Genomic DNA, 22872 nt, shown 5'->3' with positions numbered 1-22872 from the left:
GATTATGAACAGAAAAATAACTATTGATCCTGTGACAAGAGTGGAAGGCCACGGCAGGGTTACTATACATCTTGATGAGGACGGGAAAGTGGAAGATTCATTTTTTCACATTGTGGAGTTCAGGGGTTTTGAAAGATTTATCCAGGGACACCCTTATTGGGAGGCGCCTGTGTTAGTTCAAAGGCTTTGTGGTATCTGTCCGGTTAGTCATCATCTTGCTGCAGCTAAAGCCATCGACCAGATAGTTGGAGTTGATCCAAAAGAGCTATCGCCAACTGCGTCTAAGCTTCGACGTTTGATGCATTATGGACAGATTTTTCAATCACATGCCCTTCATTTTTTCTATCTCGCTTCACCTGATTTATTATTTGGTGTAGATGCCCCGGTAGAAAAAAGAAATATTGTAGCAGTAGCTGTTGAAAACAGGGCGCTTGCTATTAAAGGAATCACCATGAGAAAGTTCGGCCAGGAAATTATCAAAGCAGTAGCAGGAAAAAGGATTCATGGTATTCTTGCGGTGCCTGGTGGGGTACACAAAACATTTACGCAAGATGAAAGAGAATATTTTTTGGATGGGGAAAATATTGAAAACGTAGATACGATGATAGAATGGTCGCAGTCTATGGTAAATTTTATGAAAGAGTATCATGAGAAGAACAGAAAGTTTTTGGATGAGTTTGCAGCATTTCCATCCGGTCACCTCGGTACGGTAAATGATAACGGAGGTTTGGAATTGTATGATGGAAAATTGAGAGCTATCGATAGCGAAGGTAATATTACGCTGGATGATATTTCAACAGACGTATACCAGGATTATTTTTCAGAAGCAGTAGCAAAATGGTCTTATATGAAATTTCCGTACTTAAAAAAGATAGGACGGGAAAAAGGCTGGAACAGGGTGGGGCCGCTTGCTCGGATAAATATATGTGATTTTATTCCGACACCATTAGCGGAAGAAGCACGGCAGGAGTATATAGCTTTTACGGGCAAAAGAGTTAACAACAGCACTTTATTTTCACACTGGGCACGTTTAATTGAAGTGCTGCATTGCGCTGAAGAAATGAAAGCACTTTTGCATGACCCGGAGTTGATGGGAGATGACCTTGTGCGTAAAGGCGTTGGACGTTTGAAGGGCATAGGAATAATTGAAGCGCCGCGTGGCACACTCACGCATCACTATGAAGTAGATGATAAGGGGATGATTATTCGTTGTAACCTTATTGTATCAACAACCCATAATAATGATGCGATGAATAACGCGGTAAGATGGGTAGCTGATAATGTAATCAGCCGCAAGGGCACCATTACCGATGGAATGTTGAACCAGGTAGAAATCGCCATCAGGGCTTACGATCCTTGCCTTAGCTGTGCAACCCAGGCAATAGGTAAAATGGCTTTGAAAGTTGAATTATATAACCATCATGGAGAATTGATCGATGAAAGATTTAAGGATTGATCCGGTAACTTCCGGATCAAACAAGATTTTATTTATTGGCATGGGTAACTGCGGCCGGGGCGATGACGGGCTGGGGTGGGAGATTACGGAAATGCTTAAGCGTTATAATTTTGATTTCATGGATTACGAATACCGCTATCAATTGCAAATAGAAGATGCGGTGCTAATCTCGGCGTATGATACAGTTATTTTTGCAGATGCATCACATATAGAATTGGAAGATGGTTTTGAAATAAAATCATGTACTGCTGCTAATCATTATTTTTTCTCTTCGCATATTCAAAGTCCGGAAACTATTCTTTACCTGGCGAATAGTCTTTACAATAAGCATCCTAAAGCTTACACCCTGGCGATAGCCGGATATTCTTGGGAATTAGAGACTTCTTTAAGTAGAAATGCAGGGGAAAACCTGGAGTCGGCATTTATAGTTTTTACGAAAAGCTTTTTGCCAACTATCGAAAATAAATTGATAGTCTGAGTAGAACTAATTTGCGTCTAACCGCTACGGTAATGCCAAGCCTATTTTTATTTGATCTAATAAATTTGTTGAATTGTTTTCTTTTCTTCAATGGAGCTGAGGTCATTCATTTCTCCCATTTGTTCAAGATACTCCAGCGTCAACATCGCTTCCTGCTCGTCTATTTTGCCAACGGCTACTCCTACATGAACCAACACATACTCACCAACATTTATACCGGGCACCATACTTAAGTTTACCTGTTTTATAATTCCGCCGAAAGAAACTTTTCCTGTGCGGAATATTTCCTGGTCTTCCGATTCAACCGAAATAACTTTTCCGGGTATTGCTAAACACATAAATTAATTTTTAGATTTTTTATACATAATTCTTTCGATGTACTGCATTATGCAAATAACTCAGCAAACAGAATAATAATTTTTGTAAATATTAAATCAAGTGATGAAATATTTCAGAGGTATTAATTCAATGTTTAAGCCTATGCAAGTTGAGATATAATTAGTATCGAGGCAATGATAAGCATCACAAATTCTATTGATTAAAATCATCCCTCATCCGGTGGCTGGAAATTTCTTCTTCGTTTAAGCCCATCCCGTTAATAAGTTGAGTAAATCATGTTTACAACTGATAGTAATCATTTCTTTAAGATTGTTTCTGCTTTAATATAGCACTTCTTTTTAGATAGAAAACTCTATGGCATGTATGCACTTATAATTAGCCTGTTTATACTTCCGGTTGCTGTCAGCGTTTTGGTACTGATACTGCCTAAAAACCTGTCACGGATATTGGTTATAGCTTCTGCTGCTATTTTATCTGTTATATCATTTTATTTGCTGGTAAGTATAGAGGAACCATTTCATTTCGGCGTGTCTCATTATATGAATGAGGTTGTGTCTGTTGCGGATATTTTGTTGCTTCTGTATTTTGGAAGTGTAGCCATTCGTAAAAAAAGCTGGCTTGTTGGGCTGCTTACTGTTTTACAATTTGGGGCATTACTCTACCTCCTTAAAATTATTCCGGAAGAATACCAGGCGCAGTTTACAGTTGACAAGTTAAGCGTCTTCATGTTCCTTTTAATAAATGTTATCAGCGGCATCATCTCTATATTTTCTTTGCAATACATTGATGGGGAAGATTGCAGTGCCTTTCGTAAAAAATATTTTTTGTCAATCTTATTTTGGTTCATTGCCGTTATGAATATCATTGTTTCTTCGGATAACATGGAGTGCTTCTTCCTGTTTTTTGAATTAACTACCCTGGCTTCTTTCTTATTTATTGGGTTTAGAAAAGATGAAATCTCAGGTAAGAATGCGCTCACTGCGTTGTGGATGAATCAAATTGGCGGACTTGCTATTCTAGGCGCTATATTTTTTATAATACACAACGGTTATGGAACAGCCACATTCAGCAATTTGCTGGCGCACTCATCAGTACCGGGTATCTTGCTGCCACTTGCATTATTATGTGTGGCTGCATTGGTTAAAGGAGCGCAGATGCCGTTCAGCAAATGGTTGTTAGGAGCAATGGTAGCGCCCACGCCGGTTAGCGCATTATTGCATTCGTCTACTATGGTAAAAATTGCTCCTTTCATCATTTTGCGATTATCGCCAGCGTTAAAAGGAACACCTGTTGCGTCTGTAGTAATTGCAATGACTGGGTTTGTATTTGTGGCTGCAGCTATCGGTGCACTTTCACAAGATAATTTTAAAAGAATACTGGCTCATTCAACTATTGCCCTGCTTGCATTAATGATTATGATGGCCGCTGTTGGTACGCCGGTTACCATAATTGCCGCGTTAACGCTCGTTTTTTTTCATGGCTTATCAAAATGCATGTTGTTTTTAAATGCAGGCATACTCGAAAGAATATTTCATTTTAAGCAAACATCGGATATGGATAAGTTGGCAGAAACCGGACCCTTCACTTCATTGGTAATTTCAATTGGGTTTATGTCGCTGTTGCTTCCGCCGTTTGGTGCCTTTATGGGAAAATGGTTTGGTATTGAATCTTTGGGCGTCCTTGCTATCAACCAAAAAATGCTTGGCGCTTTTGTAATAGTGGCTATAGCCTGTGGTGGCGCCATTTTATCTTTATTATATTTTAAAGTGCTTGGTCTTTTAATTGCGCGAACGGGAGATCATGATGGGGTAAAGTTTGAGAAAACAAAGCCTTTGTATTCCGCCACTATCTCCATTTTGTTGGGATTAATAATATTGAGTGTTTTAAGCTATCCGTTTTTAATGAGCCATTATTTTGTACCGGTTGCCTCTCAAACGCTGAGTTTGCCAATTGAAGTAACAATTTATGGATGGAAATTACATGTCGGGGCAATGGCGTTGCCGGTTGTTCCGCTGCTGATTGCTTTTTTACTGCTGCCGATAACCATCATAACGGCTACGTTTATACGCTTTAAAAATGTTGACAGGGTAAAGGAATACGCCTGCGGCGAAAAAACGAACTATTCATTTTCATCATTCTATTTTGCTACCGATAGGGCTACACCTTATTTTTCTGTAATAGGTATTTTATTTTTTATTACACTGATTGTAGTGTCAATATTATAATGAAATGTATAAGATGAATAAAAATTAAGAAGGCTGAAAAAATTATAATGAAAGATATTTTAATCCCGGTTTTATTAATACTCCTTGCCCCGGCTATAGGCGGCCTGGTTTATGGTTTCGAAAGAATCGTTAAAGCTCGTATGCAAAGAAGAACTGGCCCGCCGCTGTTGCAGCCCTTTTACGATTTTTTAAAGCTCGCTGATAAACGAAAGATGATTGTTCATTCAACACATGCATTCCTGGGCATTATGCATTTTGTTTCTTTATGGTTTGCCCTGGCTGTTTTATTACTTGGAGGAGATTTAATCCTCGTTATTTTTTTACATCTTTTGTCTACCTCGTTATTGATTTTGGCGGGGTATAGCACACGCTCCATCTTTAGTCATCTTGGGGCAAACAGAACTGCGATTAGCATTCTCTGTTATGAACCCGTTTTAATATTAATTGCTGTCTCTGCCTTTATGCTTACTGGCAGTTTTGATACGTCTTCCATTTTCAATTATGGCGCGTCTCTGTTATTCAAGATGCCACTGGCTTTTGTGGCATTATTGATGGTGTTGCCTATCAAACTAAAAAAATCCCCGTTTGATATTGCCGAAGGGCACCAGGAGATTACCGGCGGTGTTGAACTTGAATTTTCCGGAATTTTTTATGAAGCGATTTACATTGCTAAATGGCTGGATTGCGTGTTTTGCTACACATTGGCATATCTTTTCGGCGCTAATGATCCTTTGTTGGGAATGGGCCTGGTGTTGTTTGTTTTTCTCTTTATTAATGGGCTTGATAATTCTTCAGCGAGAGTAAATTATAAGCAGATGCTTAAATTTTCATTGGTAGTGGCTTTGCCCATTGCTTTCATTAATTTATTAATAACCATTCTATTTCTGCAGTTATGAAATTAAATTCTTTTAGAAAAAAATCGCCATGGATACTGCATTACAATGCAGGCAGTTGCAATGGTTGCGATATAGAAATACTTGCCTGTTTGGCTCCCAAATATGACATAGAACGTTTTGGTATAATCAATACCGGCAATCCAAAACAATCAGATGTTTTGCTGGTAACCGGTCCCGTTACAAAACGCTCACGTGAAAGGTTAGTCGAAATTTATGCGCAAATGCCTGAACCGAAGGTTGTAGTTAGTTGTGGAGCCTGCGCCTGTACCGGCGGTGTTTTCAGGGGAATGTATAATTGTGAAGGTGGGATAGATCAATACATCCCGGTGGATGTATATGTGTGCGGATGCGGAAGCCGGCCGGAGCAGATTATTGATGGCGTAATAGAAGCGCTTGCGATATTGGAGAAGAAAACAAAGGATTTAGAACAATCTATACGATTAAAAAAAGAACCTGTAAAAGAAGATACCCAGTTGAACAGGAGAGATATTGCTGCTGAAATTAAAGAAATTGCATAGTCCATGAATAGAATTGAAACATCAATTGATAAAGTAAAAGACGACATCCGTAATTTTTACAAGCCGGATTTGTACCATTTTGTGGTTATCAATGCGGTTGACCTCGGAGAAAAAATTGAAGTGCAATGGTTTTTTTGCGAGTATGCTAACCCATCAAATATTATTGCTTTTTGTGTTCAGATTAATCCAGATGAGGAAATACCATCTATCAGGGATATTGTTGAATCTTCGTGGGTAGCTGAAGCAGAACTGGTGGATCTGATGAATATTAAAATTCAAAATACAGCAAAAGGTTTTGTATTGGAACCTGATTTTGAAAGTGGTCCTTTAAGAAAGAAAAAATAAGTTATGGGAAAACAATACGAGATACCTTTAGGCGCACAGCATATTTCATTACTAGAACCTCTTCATTTTAAGTTTACAACAGAAAACGAAAAAATTGTTGATACAGTTGCCAATGTATATTATGTACACCGCGGAATAGAGCAGGCGTGTTGTTCAAAGTTTAAATTCCGCCAGGTGAGTTTTGTCGTAGGCCGTGTTTGTGGCTTGTGTTCCGTATCGCATACAACCGCCTACTCGCAGGTAGCGGAGAAATTAATTAAAATTGAAGTTCCACGTCGTGCCAAATATCTTAGAATGCTTGTTATTGAATTGGATAGAATCCATTCGCATTTATTATGCTTAAGTCATGTGGCGGAAAACTCGGGCTTTGAAGCTCTGTTTATGAAAACAATGCAATATCGTGAGTTTGCTATGGAACTGCTTGAGGCGGTGTGCGGCAATCGTATTCAATATGATTTTTCAATAGTGGGTGGAGTTGCCCGGGACTTAAAACCGGAAGTTGGTAAAATGATTTTAGAACGATTGAAAATTTTTAAACCACAATTAGATGAACTGGTTGACATCTATCAAAATAACTGGACATTATCTTTAAAGAACAAAGGTGTTGGACTCATTACAAAAGAAGACGCTTTGAGACTGAATGTGGTTGGCCCTTTTGCGAGAGCAACGGGGCTTGCAGCTGATGTTCGCAATGAATACGACGATCTGCTACCGTGGAAAGAAGTTGGTTTTGAAATGGTGTTAGATAAAGCAGGAGATGTTCATGCCCGCAACATGGTTCGTTTGCGTGAATTGTATGTATCAATGCGAATCATTGAAAATATTATAAACGGGTTACCTGAATCGGCACTTGTTACGGAAACAAAAACGTTTCCTGATGGTGAAGCGGTTGCAAGACTTGAGGCTCCACGCGGCGAATTATTTTATTATGCTAAAGGAAACAAGACGCAAATACTGGAACGTTTAAAAATTAAAGCGCCCACATTTTCTAATATCCCTGCCATGGTAGAAGCATTTAAAGGGAATGAGTATGGGAGCGCTCCTGCTATTATTGCATCTTATGATCCATGCCTTTCATGTACATCAAGATGATTAAATATTTTACGATGAAAACATTTTTTAAAGCGATCCTGAATTTATTTAAGAAGCCGGTTACAATTAAATACCCGTTTGAACAAACTTTTATACCGGATGATTACAGGGGAATGATTGGTTTTAATGAAAACTTGTGCATCTGGTGTCGCCGGTGTGAAATGGCTTGCCCCCCGGGCGCTATTGTTTTTTCGCAGGCTATGGATGGAAAGCAGACTTATCATTTTAACCGGGCCGTTTGTATTTATTGTTCAGAATGTGTTCGTGCATGTCCGAAGGAAGGCGCCATCTTTCAAACCAATGTCCCTGCAAAATGTGCATTGAAAGAAGAAAATATAAACAACGGATGGAATATTTTGTATGGTGAAGCCTTAATGAGCCGAGCGGCTTATGCGGCCGAAAAGAAAAGGCTGGCTGCTGAAAAAGCAGCTGCAATAAAAACAGAGATGGAAAAAAAAGAAGCTAAATCTTGAAAGCAATTTCAATTGTATAAAACGTCCCAATGCTATTTTATTCAATCAAGAACAATAACCAATAAATCAATTAAATGAATTTTAATCCCTCACGCTGAAGTTTTTTATACTTATTATGATCGAACGTATAATAGAAGCTTCCTTTTTTGGAAAGCAATTTTTCTTTCTCATTTAATTTTTTAAGGATATCTAATGATAATATTTTTCTTAAAAAATTACGTTTGTCAAAAGTTGTTTCATAAATCGTTTCATATAGATTCTGCAATTGAGCAAGCGTAAATTTTTCAGGCAATAATTCAAAGCCTATAGGATGCGTAGCTACTTTTTGGCGAAGGCTTTCTTTAGCCATTAATATCATTTTCTTATGATCAAAAACCATTGTGGGGATGTGCCTTATATTAAACCATTTCGCATTGTGCTCTTTCATTAACTCAGGCTTATAATCATCAAGTTTTATTAAAGCAAAATAGGCCACAGAAACAACGCGGTCAGCAGGGTCGCGATCTACATCACCAAAGCAATACAATTGCTCCATATAAATATTGGTAAGGCCGGTAAGCATTTCGAGAATGCGGGATGCGCCTTTATCAATGCTTTCTTCTGTCTTTACAAATCCACCCATTAAAGACCACTTTCCCAGGCCGGGCTCAAATCCTCTTTTTATCAATAATGCTTTTAAATCTTTTCCGTCAAAGCCAAAGATGATACAGTCCACTGCTATTAGCATTCTGTCGTGTACCTTATATTCGTTAATACCTTTCATACTTGTTTAATTTGTTCTTATAATTTTAGATGGAGTAAAAATAAATTACCAGAACTTAACATACAAAGTTGTTAGCACTAAAAGGGTAAGAACAATTAAAAGGATGGTTTGTGGTTTTAATTTAAACATACTCTTATCCAGTTCAAAAGCTTTGGGATTTATCTTTGGGCCACCCAAGCTTATGGCAATCATGATGATCATGGTGAACATGAATGATAAGCCCATACAGATGTGAAATGGAATTTCATAACCACCGTTTCCATTGGCATAGGCGGTATAGAGAAAATTCTCGTGGCCTAGCACCTGTGGCGCCATTTCATTAAAGAAAACAGAGAACAGAAATCCGACTATAACACCTACTATGGCCGCCAGACCTGTTGTTCTTTTCCAAAACATTCCAAGTAAGAACATGGCAAATACACCGGGGCTGATGAAGCCTGTATATTTTTGGATATATGTGAAACCTCCAACTCCGCCGATGCCTAACAAATCGTGCCATGTAAAAAGCACAGCAAGTATCATGGCAGCAAAAACCGTTACTCTACCAATGATCACCTGCTTTTTTTCATTGGCTTCTTTGTTGATATATTTTTTATGAATGTCAAGCGTATAAATTGTTGAAATACTATTTACTTTACCGGCTAACGAAGCTACAATTGCTGCTGTTAAAGCCGCCACAGATAGGCCTTTCAGCCCGGTAGGCAGAAATTCGAGTATGGCCGAGTAGGCTCCGTCTTTACCACCAACCAATTTAGGAAGATAGCCTTTTGAATAAAGAACGTATGCGGCTATGCCCGGCAACATTACAATAAGAGGCATTAATAATTTTAGAAATCCTGCAAATAAAATCCCGGTTCTCGCAGTCTGTAAATCGGCTCCCAAAGCCCGTTGCGTAATATATTGATTACATCCCCAATAATTAAGATTGATGATCCAAATACCGGCAAGATAAGAAGCAAGGCCGGGAAAAGTAAGATACTTGTTCACTTCATTTTGTGTAGATGCCGCTGTTGGCCTGGGAATAATCATTTTAAAATGTTCCGGCGCATTGTGCATTAGTGCCTTAAACCCGGCAATAGCATCGGGGCCATAGCCGAACTTTTCACCTACTACAGTCAAGGCTATATAAGTAGTAACTAATCCACCGATAATTAAAACTGCCACTTGTATAACATCAGTATACCCGATTACCTTCATTCCGCCCAACGAAATGATTAATGCAAAAACGGACAGTCCTATCATGATCACATGCAGGTAACCACCGCCGGTAATACCATTGATCGCTACGGCCCCTAGATATAAAATGGAGGTGAGATTTACAAACACATATAGGAATAACCAAAAGATGGCCATGATTAATGCCACCGTTTCATTGTACCTCGTTTTTAAAAATTGAGGCATAGTGTAAATATGATTCTTCAAATAAACTGGGATAAACCAAACAGCAACAATAATCAAAGCGATGGCCGCGATCCATTCGTAAGCAGCAACCGCAATGCCCAGGAAAAACCCTTCACCGCTCATGCCGATAAATTGTTCTGCGGAGATGTTAGATGCAATTAACGAAGCGCCAATGGCCCACCAGGTAAGGGTCCCTTCGGCAAGGAAAAATGCTTTGGCATCATGCTCGTTCCTTTTGCGTTTATTATAAATATAATAGCCGTAGCCGGCTACTATAATAAAATAAATAATAAAAATTGCATAGTCGGTAAATGCAAACGTCTTGTTCATAAGCAATCGTGGTTGGAGGTTTTAGTATAATAATTTATAAACCTAATTTAAAAGTTGATATGTGCCTAATGTAAATTAATTACGTGTTGTATATTTTATTTATTGTTTAACTGGTAATACACTTCACTCCACCGCAATTCATTTTTAAGTTCACGGAGTTTGGTTTCTTTATCAATCAAAACAAATTCAATATTTGCCATTGCCGCAAAATCTTCCAGGTGCTCTGCCGTTAAATTTTGACTGAAACAAGTATGATGAGCACCACCCGCCAATATCCATGAAGTGCAGGCTGTTTTCATATCAGGATAAGGCTTCCATAAAACCCTTGCAACAGGCAGCTTTGGTAATTGATGTTTGGGTTTCACCGCCTCCACAGTATTTACGAGCAAACGGAAACGATTACCCATATCAATCAGGGATGCATTCAACGCGGCGCCGCCACTAACGTTAAAGACTAAACGCACAGGATCTGCTTTGCCTCCGATACCTAACGGATGAATTTCGCAGGAAGGTTTGGCATTTGCAATGGACGGGCATATCTCCAGCATGTGAGAACCCAAAACCATTTCATTGCCCGGTTCAAAATGATAGGTATAATCTTCCATAAAAGAATTACCGCCTTTCAATCCACTACCCATTACTTTCATAGCACGTACTAACGCTGCAGTTTTCCAATCGCCTTCTGCTGCAAACCCATAGCCCTTTGCCATTAAACGTTGCGATGCAATACCGGGTAGTTGTGCTAGTCCATGTAGGTCTTCAAATGTATCGGTAAAGCCTTTGAAATTCCCTTCTTCTAAAAATGTTTGTAATCCTATTTCAATTCTTGCTGCTTCACGTAATGACTGATGTTGTTTTTTACCTTTCAATAAAGTTGAAGACAATGCATAGTTATCCGCATATTCTTTAACAAGTTTACCTATAGCTGCATCACTAGTTTCATTCACCACTTTTACCAAATCGCCAATACCATAAGTATTTACTGAATATCCGAATTTAATTTCAGCTTCTACTTTATCGCCTTCTGTAACTGCTACGTTGCGCATATTATCGCCAAAGCGTGCAAACTTAGCGTTCTGCCAATCGTGCCAACCCGCGGCCGTTCTGGTCCATGCATTAATTTGTTCAAGAACTGAACTATTCTGCCAATGGCCTGTAATAACTTTCCTGTTGATGCGCATACGGCTCATTATAAAACCAAACTCACGATCGCCATGCGCACTTTGATTAAGATTCATAAAATCCATATCAATCTTATTCCATGGAATATCACGATTGAATTGTGTGTGCAAATGCAACATTGGTTTTTGTAAAATCTTTAGTCCGCCAATCCACATTTTTGCCGGGGAAAAAGTATGCATCCATGCAATAACTCCTATACAATCTTTTGCAACATTTGCTTCTTCACAAATTTTATAAATTTCTTCGGCCGATTTTACAGTTGGCTTAAACACAACCTGCACGGGGATTTGTGGCGAAGCATTAAACGATGTTGCAATAATTTGTGAATGTTCGGCCACCAGCTTTAATGTTTCTTCACCATACAAATGCTGGCTGCCTGTTACAAACCAAACTTCAAATTTTTTAAGATTAATCATGTCATTTATTGTTATGCGATAATTTTTTGAATAGAATTATTTTACTGAAAATGTTATTTTATTGTTTATTGAAAGCGTCTGCAGTTGAAAATTTTTCCCACTAAGACACAAAGACCACTAAGTATCATTTAAAAAAACTTTGTGCTCCTCGTGTCTTTGTGGGAAACTCATACACCACTTATTTTATTTACCCGCAATTAAATCAACATCCTGAATTTTTTCAGGAAACCAAATCATCATTTCTCCTTTGACCCTGTTGGCCCACGCGTAATATGGAATAGCGGTAAATGATTGCTGAACTGTTTTTATACCATCACCATTATTACCGATAACAACCGCAGGAACTTGTGCTTTAATTTCTTCTATCCCATTTAATTTATTGGGATTAAAATCAGAAGTAAAACTTGTGTTTGAAGGAATAATAAGATTGCTTGCTTTCCCATTATTGTCTATCCATTCTGCACAATACACTAATGGCCCACGTTGTAAAGCAATTTTGCCCATATCGTCTTTCACGTTATTATTTGCAACTACCTTTCTTACTTCCATTGGTAGTTCTACTTCCACTTTATCATTCTTATGCCAGGTTCTATTAAGAATTGCATACCCGTTTTCTGTTTTGTAATCAACAGCTTTTCCATTCACTTTTATAGTAACTTTTTTATTTAATTTTTGTTGAAACGAATACAGGTCGGAAGGCATTGCAGCACCCTTAGCCCAGCCCGGTATGCGTATTAAGAATGAAAAGTTTACAGTTGATTTTGGATTGACATTAAATAATAAGTCGCCATCCCACGGGTAATTATTTTGTTGTACAATATCAACCTGCTTGCCGGATATATTAAATGATGTATTGCTGCTTATAAATAAATTGGCAAAGATTTTATCATCCTGTTGAGCATAAACATATCCGGGGATTGAAGGTATGAGCCGAACCAAATTTGTGGGGCAACATGAACACGGAAACCAGCCAGAACGTGTTGCTTCAAGGTCTCCGCCGGAAAAACTATTTTTAACCTGCATGGCATTGGTATAAAAAAAAGATTTTCCATCAAGGCCAATACCTGATATCAATCCATTGTATAATGTTTTTTCGAGTACGTCGATATATTTACTATCGCCATGTAATAAAAACATGCGCTCGTTCCATAACACCTGTGCAATGGCCGCACATGTTTCGTTATAAGCCGTTGCATTAGGCAATTCATAATTATCACCAAAGCGTTCACCATCACCTATTGCGCCAACTCCTCCCTGTACATACATTTTTTTATTTACTACATTATTCCATATTTTATCAACAGCATTTTCTAAAAGCGTATCGCCAGTAAGTGCTGCCACATCAGCCATTGCAGAATATAAATATCCTGCACGAACAGCATGGCCTTCTGCTTCTGTTTGATCGACAACAGGAATATTATCCTGCCAGTAAGCGCCGTTTTTCCATTCATCTTTACTGGTAGAATCGTAGCTTACATCATGGCCTCTTTCTTCAACGAAATATTTTGCGGTATTAAGATATTTTTTTTCACCCGTAATGCGATACAATTTTACCAACCCCATTTCAACTACTTCATGTCCGGGCGCTGTGTGCCTTTGATTGGCAGCGGGGCCAAACACAGAGCAAACGAGGTCTGCATTTTTTAATGCAATATTCAATAGATTTTTTTCTCCTGTTGCCAGGTAATGTGCAGCGGCTGCTTCATACAAATGACCCGCGTTGTACAGTTCATGGCTTAGCTGCCTTTCGTTTATCCATCGCTCACTACCGGCCCATGAAAAGGGATGCGCAGGATCAATGGAACGGGCCGTGTATAAATAACCATCAGGTTCCTGTGCCTTGCCAATTATTGCAATCAATGAATCAAGATAAGCAGACATCTTAGGGTCTGGAAACAAACTTATGGAGTAAGAAGCACCTTCAATTGTTTTATAAATATCTGTATCATCAAAGGGATAAATGCTGCAAAATTTGCCCGTGTGCGTTGCAGCCAATACAAAATTTTTAACGCGGCCTGTTTTATCACATCGTTCAAAAGACGCGGGAATTGTTACCAGCCTGTTAGTTTCGATTCTTGGCAGCCAAAACTTATCGGTAAGTTTTACATTGGTAAAAGAAACAGATTTTATGGAGTAATCTCTTTTTTGTGCCGGAATAATATCGGAAATAAATAAACTGATGAGCCCGATAAATACCGGGAGAAAAATATTTTTCATATAGATTTATTTTGATTGAAGCTGGTCATCATAATATATTCTATTAATAGTTTCTCTTCGTCTAACGGATTCTGCGTTGCGTTTTGTCTTAAGCTTTAACCCTGTCCATAATAGCTGTCTTTTCCGTGCTTTCTCTCGTAATGTTTTTTTATTAAAGCATCTTTCAGCCGCAATGCATCTGCTTTTATTGATTCTGTTATAAAAGCCATCTGCGCAATATTTTCGAGTACGGCACTGTTATATACCGCCTTTTCAGCAGTTTTGCCCCAGGTAAATGGTGCATGATTCCCTACCAGGATCATTTCCATTTCTTCGTAGCTAATATTTTTTTCTTTCAACGCACTAATAATCTGGAAACCTGTTTCGTACTCGTAATTACCTTTAATCATTTCATCACTCATAGGCGCTGCGCACGGAATATCGTAAGTTGTATGATCAGCATGTGTAGTGCCATAAACAGGAATGTCCCGAAGACTTTGCGCCCATGCGGTAGCATAACAGGAATGCGTATGTGCAATTCCGCCAATCGTTTCAAAATGCTTGTAGAGCACAGCGTGCGTCAGCGTATCAGATGAAGGACGCAGATCGCCTTCAATAGTATTTCCGTCAAAATCTACAATTACCATTTTTTCGGCAGAAAGCTGGTCGTAGGGAACACCACTTGGTTTGATGGCAAAAACTTTTTCATTCCTGTCTGCCGCACTTACATTACCGAAAGTAAAAAGCACCAGGCCTAATTTTGGTAATTGCATATTCGCTTCGTATGCGGCTTGCCGGATGTATTCGTACTTCTTCATAATTATTGAAGCGTTATCAGCACTACGCTCATTGGAGGCAAATTAACTGATAATGTTTTTCCATTGGTTTTGAAGTCTGAAAATATTTCGTTCTTTACTTTATAGGGTTTTTCGAAAGTATTGATATCATTAAATTTTTTAGAAGTCAAAATTTCTCCACTGCTTTTTTTCATTGATGATTCCGGCATAGCTGCGTTCACGGTTATCTTTTTCCTGGCATCAAGGTTTACCAAAGTAATATGAATAGCGCCCGTGCTATCTTTTGATGCGGACGCATTTATGGCCGGTATACTTTCATTTCCAAAAGTATATTGTGGACTTGTAAACTGCAACGGCAGCAACGTAGCGTCCTGGTGTTTTTTGTACAAATCGAAAACATAATAAGTGGGCGTGAGCAGCATTTTTTCTTTGTCAGTTAGAATTAATGATTGCAACACATTTACCGTTTGAGCCAGGTTTGCCACCCTTATCCTATCACAATGGTTATTAAAAATATTTAAAGTTGATGCGGCAATCAATGCATCGCGTAAACTGTTTTGCTGGTATAAAAATGCTCCGTTAGTACCGGGTTCAGGGTCAGTCCAAATTCCCCATTCATCTACGGCAAGCGCAACTTTTTTCTGTGGATCGTATTTATCCATTATTGCGCTGTGCTTGTTAATTAAATCTTCAATATGCAGGCAATTTTTTAATCCTTTAAAATATTCGCTTTCATCAAATGAAGTAGCAGAACCTTTATGCTGCCAGTTGTTCACTACTGTATAATAGTGCATTGAAAGGCCCCACATGTCTCTCAAAGGAATATCTTTCATGCACACATCCGTCCAGTGGTAATCATCGGAGTTGGCGCCGCTGGCAATTTTCTTCAATGATGTGCCGGGATAATTTTTGCAAAACTCTGCATAACGCTTATATAGATTGGCATAAAACTCCGGTGTCATATTGCCGCCGCAGCCCCAGCTTTCGTTACCCACACCCCAAAGGGAAACGTTGTAAGGCGCATCATGTCCGTTCTTGCGGCGCAGATCAGCCAGCGTGCTTTTGCCGTTGAAGTTTAAATATTCAAGCCAGTCTTCCATTTCCTGCGGGGTGCCTGTTCCCACGTTGCCTGCTATGTATGGTTCGCAGCCGATAAGTTTACAGAGTTCCAAAAATTCGTCAGTACCAAAACTGTTATCTTCCGTAACCATTCCCCAGGAGGTGTTCACACGCTGCGGCCTTTTGCTTCGGTCGCCAATACCGTCGCTCCAGTGGTATTGATCTGCAAAGCATCCGCCCGGCCAACGCAAGTCAGGAATCTGAATCTTTTTCAAAGCTTCCACAACGTCTAAGCGTATACGGTCTTTTTTAGGGACATTCAAATTAGCATCCACCCAAAAGCCGTCATAAATACAATGGCCCAAATGTTCTGCAAACTGCCCGTAAATGTATTTGCTGATTTTTTCATGCGAGGTATCTGATAAAGTTATCTGGACAGCTTGCGCATATAACGATGATGCGGCAAATATGCATAGGAAAAAGAATAAAAATTTTTTTATATGCTGCCTGTAGCTAACCAGTTTGCGATGGCGACCTGAATTTTTCATATTACCTATAATTTGGTTTTTTATAATGTTGTTATATGACTTTATTGATCGATAAAACTTCCCAGCATTTTATATTTTTCGTAGCGCTTATTATACAACTCAACTTTAGTCTTATCAGGATAAAATTCCCGGTCAAATCCTTGTCCCATCGCAGCCATGGCATTTTCCACTTTATCATAAATCCTTGCTGCGGTTGCCGCAAACATCGCTGCCCCGGTAGCACAGGTTTGCTCTGATTTATGAATCCGGATAGGCATATTCATCACATCTGCCATCACCTGCATTATATAATTGGATTTACGTGCCACTCCGCCCAGGCCAATCAACCCTTTCACGGGAACACCTTCGTTGTTAAACCTGTCAACAATTGCTTTGGCGCCAAAACATGTTGCTTCAACTAACGCTTTAAATATGTGCGGCGCATCCGTTGCCAGGCTTAAATTCATTATGGAAGCTTCCAGTAGTTGATTGGCGTCAGGGGTTCTTCTTCCGTTAAGCCAATCTATAGCAAGCTCATCATTTTCATGTAAAGGAATTTTTAAAGCTTCATTTGAAAGTTCTTTAATTAGTTTTTTATTGAGTTCCTTTTGTAATAAATCTGCTGTTGCAGCATCTATAACATCAGAGCTGTTTAAAAGATTTTTTATTGAATTGGTAATAAGATTTCTAAACCAGGCGTAAGTATCTCCAAATGCACTCTGGCCGGCTTCCATCCCCATCATGCCGGGTATAACGGAGCCGGGTACCTGACCGCAGATACCTTTTACCAATATATTTTTTACGTCAGCCATCGGAGCAACCAGCATGTCGCAGGTGGATGTTCCCATTACTTTGCTTAAATGATAAGGTTCAATTTGCCCGCCAACTGCACCCATGTGCGCATCAAAAGCGCCAACGCCAATAATAACGTTCGTTGACAGGCCTAAACGTTCCGACCATTCTCTTGATAAATTGCCTGCAGGTTTATCTGCGGTATAAGTATCAGTAAATAATCTTGAAGTAAAACCATTAAGCAATGGATCCAGCGAGTTGAAAAATTCATTAGGTGGCAAACCGCCGTATTCAGCAGCCCACAAGGCTTTGTGCCCTGCGGAGCATACGCCGCGTTTCATTTGGTGTATATCAGTTCCGCCCGTTAATAAAAAGGGAATCCAGTCGCAATGCTCTACCCACGAATAACAATTATTTTTAACGGTGTCGTCTATACGAAGTATATGAAGCAGCTTGGCCCAGAACCATTCTGAGGAATAGATGCCGCCAACGTATTGCAGGTAATTAATATCAAATCGTAATGCGTGTTCATTTATCTCTGCTGCTTCTTTGGTTGATGTATGGTCTTTCCACAGCACAAACATTGCGTTCGGATTATTTTCAAAGCCGGGCGTTAAGGCGAGCGGTGTACCTGTTTTATCAACAGCAACGGGAGAGGAGCCGGTAGTATCAACAGAAATTGCTTTTACACCCGATGCAACTATTGAACCGGCTTTACGCAGACATTCTTTAATAGTAAATTCGAGCCCCTCAACATAGTCGAGTGGATGTTGCCTGTATTGATTGATTAGAGGATTGCAGTACAATCCATCTTTCCACCGCGGATAAGCAAAAACGGATGAAGCGATTTCTTCCCCGTTTGCTGCATCCAGAATTACAGAGCGAACAGAATCTGTTCCATAATCAACTCCTATAACATATGATTTATCAGCCATTTTTAAAAGCTATCTTTAAAAGAAAACAAAAAATATTTTAAATGCGTTAATAACTGTTTTATTATTTATTTAGATTGACTACTATTTCAAATGGGACAAGCAATCTTCTAAAATATTTTAGATCAGGAATTATTTCCCGGAAACAGTCTTTCGACTGAGAGAATAAATCGCGATATAAATTTAGTGGAAATTAATTGTATTTTTGACAATTAATTTTCTTTGAAAGAAATTTTTTAAGTGAAAACTGCATTCAGCCAATATTTTCATCTCCTGTAATAGCTAGTTTCTTAAAAAATCGCCCGGCCCAACTGCTGAGTAATCTTTGATAAAAGCTATTACGTTTTTGAAGTTCTTAAATTCCGCTTGGCTGTGCATGGTTGTAAGCACTACCGTTTCCATACCAGCGTTTGCCGCAGCTTCCACTCCTTTTGGGGCATCTTCAAAAACAATACAATCCTTTGCGGAAACATTTAAAAGCTCGCTGCATTTGGTAAAAGTTTCAGGATCGGGCTTACTTATTGTTACATCGTCGGCGCTAACAATTGCTTGAAAATAATGGCGGATTTTTAAATTATCCAAAACAAAATCTATATTAAAGGGAATGGCTGCAGAGCCTATTGCCATCGGGATACGCTGCTGTTTTGCTTTTTCTAAAAATTCGCGTAATCCATTAATAAGGGAAAGGTTGGGCAGGTATGCTTTCTGATACCTTCTTTCTTTTTCAATTGATAACTCCTTTATTTTTTCTTTTGTGAAATGATCACCCCCGAAAATTCTTACAAGCAATTCATCGTTCTTCCCATACATTTCGGCCTTAACTTCATCCCAAGACAGGCCTGCATTTAAGTCGTTATTTAGGATATGATACCATGCTTCCGCGTGATACTGCATATCGTCAATCATTGTTCCGTTTAAGTCGAAAATAAAGGCTTTGGTGATCATGGATATTTAAAAGGTTTAGCAATATTGAAGATGAAATATACCAGTTGCCTTATGACTTATTAAGTTTCACTTTATAAATAGTAACGGCATGATATTTTTCTCCTGGTTTTAAAATCGTTGTGGGGAAATTTGGTTTGTTAGGCGAATCAGGAAAATGCTGCGTTTCCAAACATAAGGCAGTATGAACCTGTAGCGGTTTTCCACCCCTGTTTACAAATTTTCCATCTAAAAAATTTCCTGTATAAAACTGAAGTCCCGGTTGGGTTGTATATACTTCCAATGTTCTTCCACTTATCGAATCTGAAAGCTCTGCAACTTTTTGCAATGAAGTATCTTTTTTATTCAATACCCAATTATGATCATAACCACCTTTAACAGCATCAATATCCTGACCGATTTTTTTTGCCGTAGTAAAATCAAAAGGCGTTCCTTTCACCGGTTTAATTTCGCCGGTAGGAATTAATGTGGTATCAACTGGCGTGTAATGATCTGCATCGATCATTAGCGTATGATTAAGAATTGTATTGCTTACATCGCCCGTTAAATTAAAATAACTATGGTTGGTTAAATTAACAGGAGTGGCTTTGTCGGTTTCAGCATTATATTCAATTTCGAGTCCATCATCATTGTTTAAAGTATATTGAACCGTAACATTGAGGTTGCCCGGGTAACCTTCTTCTCCATCTTTACTTAAATACTTTAAAGTCAGCGACGGCACGCTGTCATTAGGAATTGTCGCGTCCCAAACTACTTTATCAAATCCTTTCAATCCGCCATGCAAATGATTCTTGCCATCATTAGCTGCAAGTTTATAAGTAGTGCCATCCAGTGTAAACTTTGCATTGCCAATGCGGTTTCCATAGCGGCCAATTAATGCACCAAAATAGGGAGGGTGCTGAAGGTAAGGTTGCAAACTATCGAAACCAATAATGATGCTGGACTTATTCCCGTTTTTATCTTGTGTAACAAATGACGTTACAGTGCCGCCGTAATTGGTAATCGTCATCGTAGTTCCATTATTATTTTCCAGCGTATACAGGTAAATTTTCTTTCCATCAACTTCGCCCCAATCTTTTTTACTAATTGCATCTTTTGCTGCTGCCATTTTATTTTTTTCGGATGAGTTATTACAATTGGTAAATAAAGTACAAATTATAACAAAGACAAGTGTTCCGCTGATCGATTTCATAAGATTTTTTTTTGAAAATAGAAAACTGTTTGTGGTTTAAGATTTTCAAAAGTATTATTTATCCTATATATTTTTTTTAATTTTTTTTCGGGGTAAGTTAATTAAGCGAGAACTGAACCCGCCAAAATACATTTTCAAACATGGGCATTAGACATCGGTATGAGCAGACTGTTCATACCTATCGGCCAGCCATAAACGCAATGTATTAAACAAATAAGACATAAAATATTTGCAGTAATTCAATCCGCGATTACCTCACCCGACTCTTATTAATTCTTGTAAATGCGCCGTTGATAATAACGGACGTTGAATGCATTGGTAGTTACGGGGTCTTTTTTTGATGTATAAGAGAACAGCGGGTGATTAAATAATTTACCTTCGGCACTAATTAAATTAAGTCCCAAAAGTTTATAATGAATTCAATCACCCTACTTGGCATGCTGGCTGCATTTTGTACCACAATTTCATTTTTGCCGCAGGCTTTAAAAACAATTCAGACAAAAAACACCAGTGGTATTTCTCTATACATGTATGCGCTGTTTACATTCGGTACTTTGTTTTGGCTGTTGTATGGGCTACTTAGTCATAACCTGCCGGTTACTGTAGCAAACAGTGTAACGTTTCTGTTTGCAGCGATTATTCTTTCGTATAAGCTAAAGTATAAATAGGCAAAAATTGAATATTGATATCTCAGATAATACGACTCAACAGCAATTTGAAATAACCATGGATGGCGAATTGGCCACACTTCAATATCGTTTTTATAAAAATGATATAGCCCTCATGCACACTCATGTCCCCGAAAGATTAAAGGGTAGAGGCCTGGCAACTGCCTTAGCAAATTTTGGTTTGGAATGGGCCAAGAGTCAAAATAAAAAAGTAATGGTGTATTGTCCTTTTGTGAGCAGTTATTTAAAAAAGCGCCCGGAGTATAATTATTTAATTGATAAAAATTATGTGTAAAAATTTCCCGGATCGATTCCCTGCATTATTTGGAACCAACCCGGGAAATTGTATCACCAGAATGCCTTTTTTTATTGAGTTATCTTAAACGCCACCGCATAATTTCCTGCAACTTTATTTTGTAGTTTTGATGGAATACTTATCACGGTTGAGCCACCTTCACTTTTGAATTTTATTTTTTCTTTTGGTGAATCCAATAAAACAATTTTACTTTTTTTGTTTACGACTATGTTGCTTAACGTTATGCTTGCAGGCAATATAACATCATTCGTTTTATCACTTAACACATATACATACATGTTCTTCTTGTCTTTCGATTGAAGGTAAACAATGTTTCCATCTTCATAAGGTGCCAGCGGAATAGTATTGTACACGCCGTTACCGTGAACTTTCATCCACACACCAATTTCCTTCAGGCGGCTATACGCAGTATCGCTCCAATCGCCTTCAGGCGAAGGGCCGATGTTCAATAAAAAATTACCGCCACGTGAAATAATTTTTAAAAGCATGTGTACGAGATCGTTAGTTGATTTATAATGATCATGCGGCACATAGCTCCATGAATTACCCATGGTGATGCAGCTCTCCCATGGATGTTCCATTGGTGTTGCTGGGATGGTTTGTTCGGGAGTAACATAATTTTCAAATTCCCCACTAACGGTTCTGTCAACAACAAGTAACCCCGGCTGATTCTGTCTTGCCATTTTTGCAATGCGTGCCATGTCAATATCCTGGTCGTACACAATGCCGCGTTGCCACTCCACACTTGTATCAATAGTAGATTTTGGACGGACCCATCCGCCATCCAGCCAGAGAATATCCATCTTACCATAACCTGTCATCAATTCCTGGATTTGGCTGTAAGTATAATTTTTAAAATCGTTCCATCTTTCAGGATATTTCTTTGGATCATAATTTACATTTCTGTCTTTTGGCGGAAAATAGGGCCACCAATAATAGGGACAGTGCCAATCAGGTTTGGAAAAATAAGCGCCGATCATAAAGCCATCTTTTCTAAATGCATCAAATACTTCTTTGGCCACATTCGCTTTGGGATTAGTTGAGAATGGTGTTTTAGGTGAAGTGATCTTATAATCTGTTTGCTTGGTATCAAACATACAAAAGCCATCATGATGCTTGGTGGTGAACACAACATATTTCATTCCGGCATCTTTAGCAGCCGCGGCCCATTTGTCAGGATCGAATTTTGTTGGATTAAAGGTGGTTTGTAAATTTTCGTATGCTTTTACATAATCAAAATAATTAGCTGCATAAGGTCCGCGACGCTGTGTCCAGCCTTCATCTTCAGGACAAATGCTCCAGCTTTCAACAATGCCCCATTCGCTATACGTGCCCCAATGCATCAATAGCCCAAACTTTATATCCTGCCAGTGCGCTAACTTTTGTTGCACGAGTGTATCGGAAGGCACCACATATTTATCAGAAAAATTATGTTGCTGTGCATGTGCTTTTATAAACATGAGTAGAATAAAAGCAGTAAAAATTTTTTTCATAATAACATTGATAATTTTGATTGTACTTTAATAACTATTAGTGG

21 protein-coding genes are annotated in these 22872 nt (G+C 38.7%); 10 read left to right on the top strand and 11 right to left on the bottom strand.

All coding sequences use genetic code 11. The annotated features are described in order from the left end of the window. Nucleotides 1–4 precede the first annotated feature (4 nt). Nucleotides 5–1456, top strand: a complete 1452-nt coding sequence (locus FW778_RS02525; RefSeq protein WP_150413021.1) for a Ni/Fe hydrogenase subunit alpha — start codon at nucleotides 5–7, stop codon at nucleotides 1454–1456. Next, nucleotides 1437–1934, top strand: coding sequence for a hypothetical protein (locus FW778_RS02520; protein WP_150413020.1), 498 nt, complete (start codon nucleotides 1437–1439; stop codon nucleotides 1932–1934). Before FW778_RS02525 ends, FW778_RS02520 begins: the two co-directional genes overlap by 20 nt. Nucleotides 1935–1990: 56 nt before the next feature. Here FW778_RS02520 and FW778_RS02515 read toward each other — a convergent pair whose 3' ends face one another. Next, entirely contained in the window at nucleotides 1991–2272 is a 282-nt protein-coding gene (locus tag FW778_RS02515) for a HypC/HybG/HupF family hydrogenase formation chaperone (protein WP_150413019.1), read from the bottom strand. A gap of 360 nt (nucleotides 2273–2632) precedes the next feature. On the opposite strand from FW778_RS02515, the gene FW778_RS02510 reads away from it, so the two are divergent. The 6 genes from FW778_RS02510 to FW778_RS02485 are packed head-to-tail and all read left to right on the top strand — an operon-like array spanning nucleotide 2633 to nucleotide 7822. Then, nucleotides 2633–4498: a proton-conducting transporter transmembrane domain-containing protein gene (locus tag FW778_RS02510; protein WP_150413018.1), complete on the top strand. Its 1866-nt coding sequence runs from the start codon at nucleotides 2633–2635 to the stop codon at nucleotides 4496–4498. A gap of 47 nt (nucleotides 4499–4545) precedes the next feature. Then, nucleotides 4546–5394 carry a complex I subunit 1 family protein gene (locus FW778_RS02505; protein WP_150413017.1) on the top strand — a complete coding sequence of 283 codons (849 nt, stop codon included), beginning with the start codon at nucleotides 4546–4548 and terminating at the stop codon, nucleotides 5392–5394. Next, nucleotides 5391–5912, top strand: a complete 522-nt coding sequence (locus FW778_RS02500; protein WP_150413016.1) for an NADH-quinone oxidoreductase subunit B family protein — start codon at nucleotides 5391–5393, stop codon at nucleotides 5910–5912. The genes FW778_RS02505 and FW778_RS02500 overlap by 4 nt, the downstream gene beginning before the upstream one ends. A 3-nt stretch (nucleotides 5913–5915) precedes the next feature. Next, nucleotides 5916–6257, top strand: a complete 342-nt coding sequence (locus tag FW778_RS02495) for an NADH-quinone oxidoreductase subunit C (protein WP_150413015.1) — start codon at nucleotides 5916–5918, stop codon at nucleotides 6255–6257. Nucleotides 6258–6260: 3 nt separating this feature from the next. Next, nucleotides 6261–7349: a hydrogenase large subunit gene (locus FW778_RS02490; protein WP_150413014.1), complete on the top strand. Its 1089-nt coding sequence runs from the start codon at nucleotides 6261–6263 to the stop codon at nucleotides 7347–7349. 14 nt (nucleotides 7350–7363) lie between these two features. After that, the gene (locus tag FW778_RS02485; protein WP_202552046.1) at nucleotides 7364–7822 is read left to right on the top strand and encodes a 4Fe-4S dicluster domain-containing protein; all 459 of its coding nucleotides are present in this window, start codon (nucleotides 7364–7366) and stop codon (nucleotides 7820–7822) included. Nucleotides 7823–7892: 70 nt separating this feature from the next. On the opposite strand, the gene FW778_RS02480 is transcribed toward FW778_RS02485, so the two are convergent. The 9 genes from FW778_RS02480 to FW778_RS02440 form a co-directional block, all read right to left on the bottom strand. Continuing rightward, a complete protein-coding gene (locus tag FW778_RS02480) occupies nucleotides 7893–8585 on the bottom strand; it encodes an NUDIX hydrolase (protein WP_150413012.1) in 693 nt (230 codons plus the stop codon). A 45-nt stretch (nucleotides 8586–8630) separates the two neighbouring features. Beyond that, on the bottom strand, nucleotides 8631–10316 hold the full coding sequence (locus FW778_RS02475; protein ID WP_150413011.1) for a sodium:solute symporter family transporter: 1686 nt from the start codon (nucleotides 10314–10316) through the stop codon (nucleotides 8631–8633). Nucleotides 10317–10411: 95 nt separating this feature from the next. Continuing rightward, the gene (gene araA, locus FW778_RS02470) at nucleotides 10412–11914 is read right to left on the bottom strand and encodes an L-arabinose isomerase (protein WP_150413010.1); all 1503 of its coding nucleotides are present in this window, start codon (nucleotides 11912–11914) and stop codon (nucleotides 10412–10414) included. A 183-nt stretch (nucleotides 11915–12097) separates the two neighbouring features. Then, nucleotides 12098–14131 carry a glycoside hydrolase family 127 protein gene (locus FW778_RS02465; protein ID WP_150413009.1) on the bottom strand — a complete coding sequence of 678 codons (2034 nt, stop codon included), beginning with the start codon at nucleotides 14129–14131 and terminating at the stop codon, nucleotides 12098–12100. 95 nt (nucleotides 14132–14226) lie between these two features. After that, the gene (locus tag FW778_RS02460; protein ID WP_150413008.1) at nucleotides 14227–14928 is read right to left on the bottom strand and encodes an L-ribulose-5-phosphate 4-epimerase; all 702 of its coding nucleotides are present in this window, start codon (nucleotides 14926–14928) and stop codon (nucleotides 14227–14229) included. A 2-nt stretch (nucleotides 14929–14930) separates the two neighbouring features. Continuing rightward, on the bottom strand, nucleotides 14931–16514 hold the full coding sequence (locus FW778_RS02455) for an alpha-N-arabinofuranosidase (RefSeq protein ID WP_150413007.1): 1584 nt from the start codon (nucleotides 16512–16514) through the stop codon (nucleotides 14931–14933). A 41-nt stretch (nucleotides 16515–16555) separates the two neighbouring features. Then, on the bottom strand, nucleotides 16556–18220 hold the full coding sequence (locus tag FW778_RS02450; RefSeq protein ID WP_150413006.1) for a ribulokinase: 1665 nt from the start codon (nucleotides 18218–18220) through the stop codon (nucleotides 16556–16558). A gap of 279 nt (nucleotides 18221–18499) precedes the next feature. After that, the gene (locus tag FW778_RS02445) at nucleotides 18500–19159 is read right to left on the bottom strand and encodes an HAD family hydrolase (RefSeq protein ID WP_202552151.1); all 660 of its coding nucleotides are present in this window, start codon (nucleotides 19157–19159) and stop codon (nucleotides 18500–18502) included. A gap of 52 nt (nucleotides 19160–19211) precedes the next feature. Beyond that, nucleotides 19212–20351, bottom strand: coding sequence for an aldose epimerase family protein (locus FW778_RS02440; RefSeq protein ID WP_150413004.1), 1140 nt, complete (start codon nucleotides 20349–20351; stop codon nucleotides 19212–19214). A 413-nt stretch (nucleotides 20352–20764) separates the two neighbouring features. On the opposite strand from FW778_RS02440, the gene FW778_RS02435 reads away from it, so the two are divergent. Next, nucleotides 20765–21019 (top strand): SemiSWEET transporter, encoded by a 255-nt coding sequence (locus tag FW778_RS02435; protein WP_150413003.1) that lies wholly within the window; start codon nucleotides 20765–20767, stop codon nucleotides 21017–21019. Nucleotides 21020–21026: 7 nt separating this feature from the next. Next, entirely contained in the window at nucleotides 21027–21314 is a 288-nt protein-coding gene (locus FW778_RS02430) for a GNAT family N-acetyltransferase (RefSeq protein ID WP_235906006.1), read from the top strand. Nucleotides 21315–21385: 71 nt separating this feature from the next. Here FW778_RS02430 and FW778_RS02425 read toward each other — a convergent pair whose 3' ends face one another. Then, complete coding sequence (locus tag FW778_RS02425) at nucleotides 21386–22828, bottom strand: alpha-L-fucosidase (protein WP_150413002.1); 1443 nt, start codon at nucleotides 22826–22828, stop codon at nucleotides 21386–21388. Between the last annotated feature and the right edge of the window lie 44 nt (nucleotides 22829–22872).

The organism is Ginsengibacter hankyongi, from assembly GCF_008710285.1.
Classification (GTDB): Bacteria; Bacteroidota; Bacteroidia; order Chitinophagales; family Chitinophagaceae; genus Ginsengibacter; species Ginsengibacter hankyongi.
The sequence above is the reverse complement of the archived record's forward strand: the minus strand, read 5'-3'. Positions and strand labels throughout refer to the sequence as shown.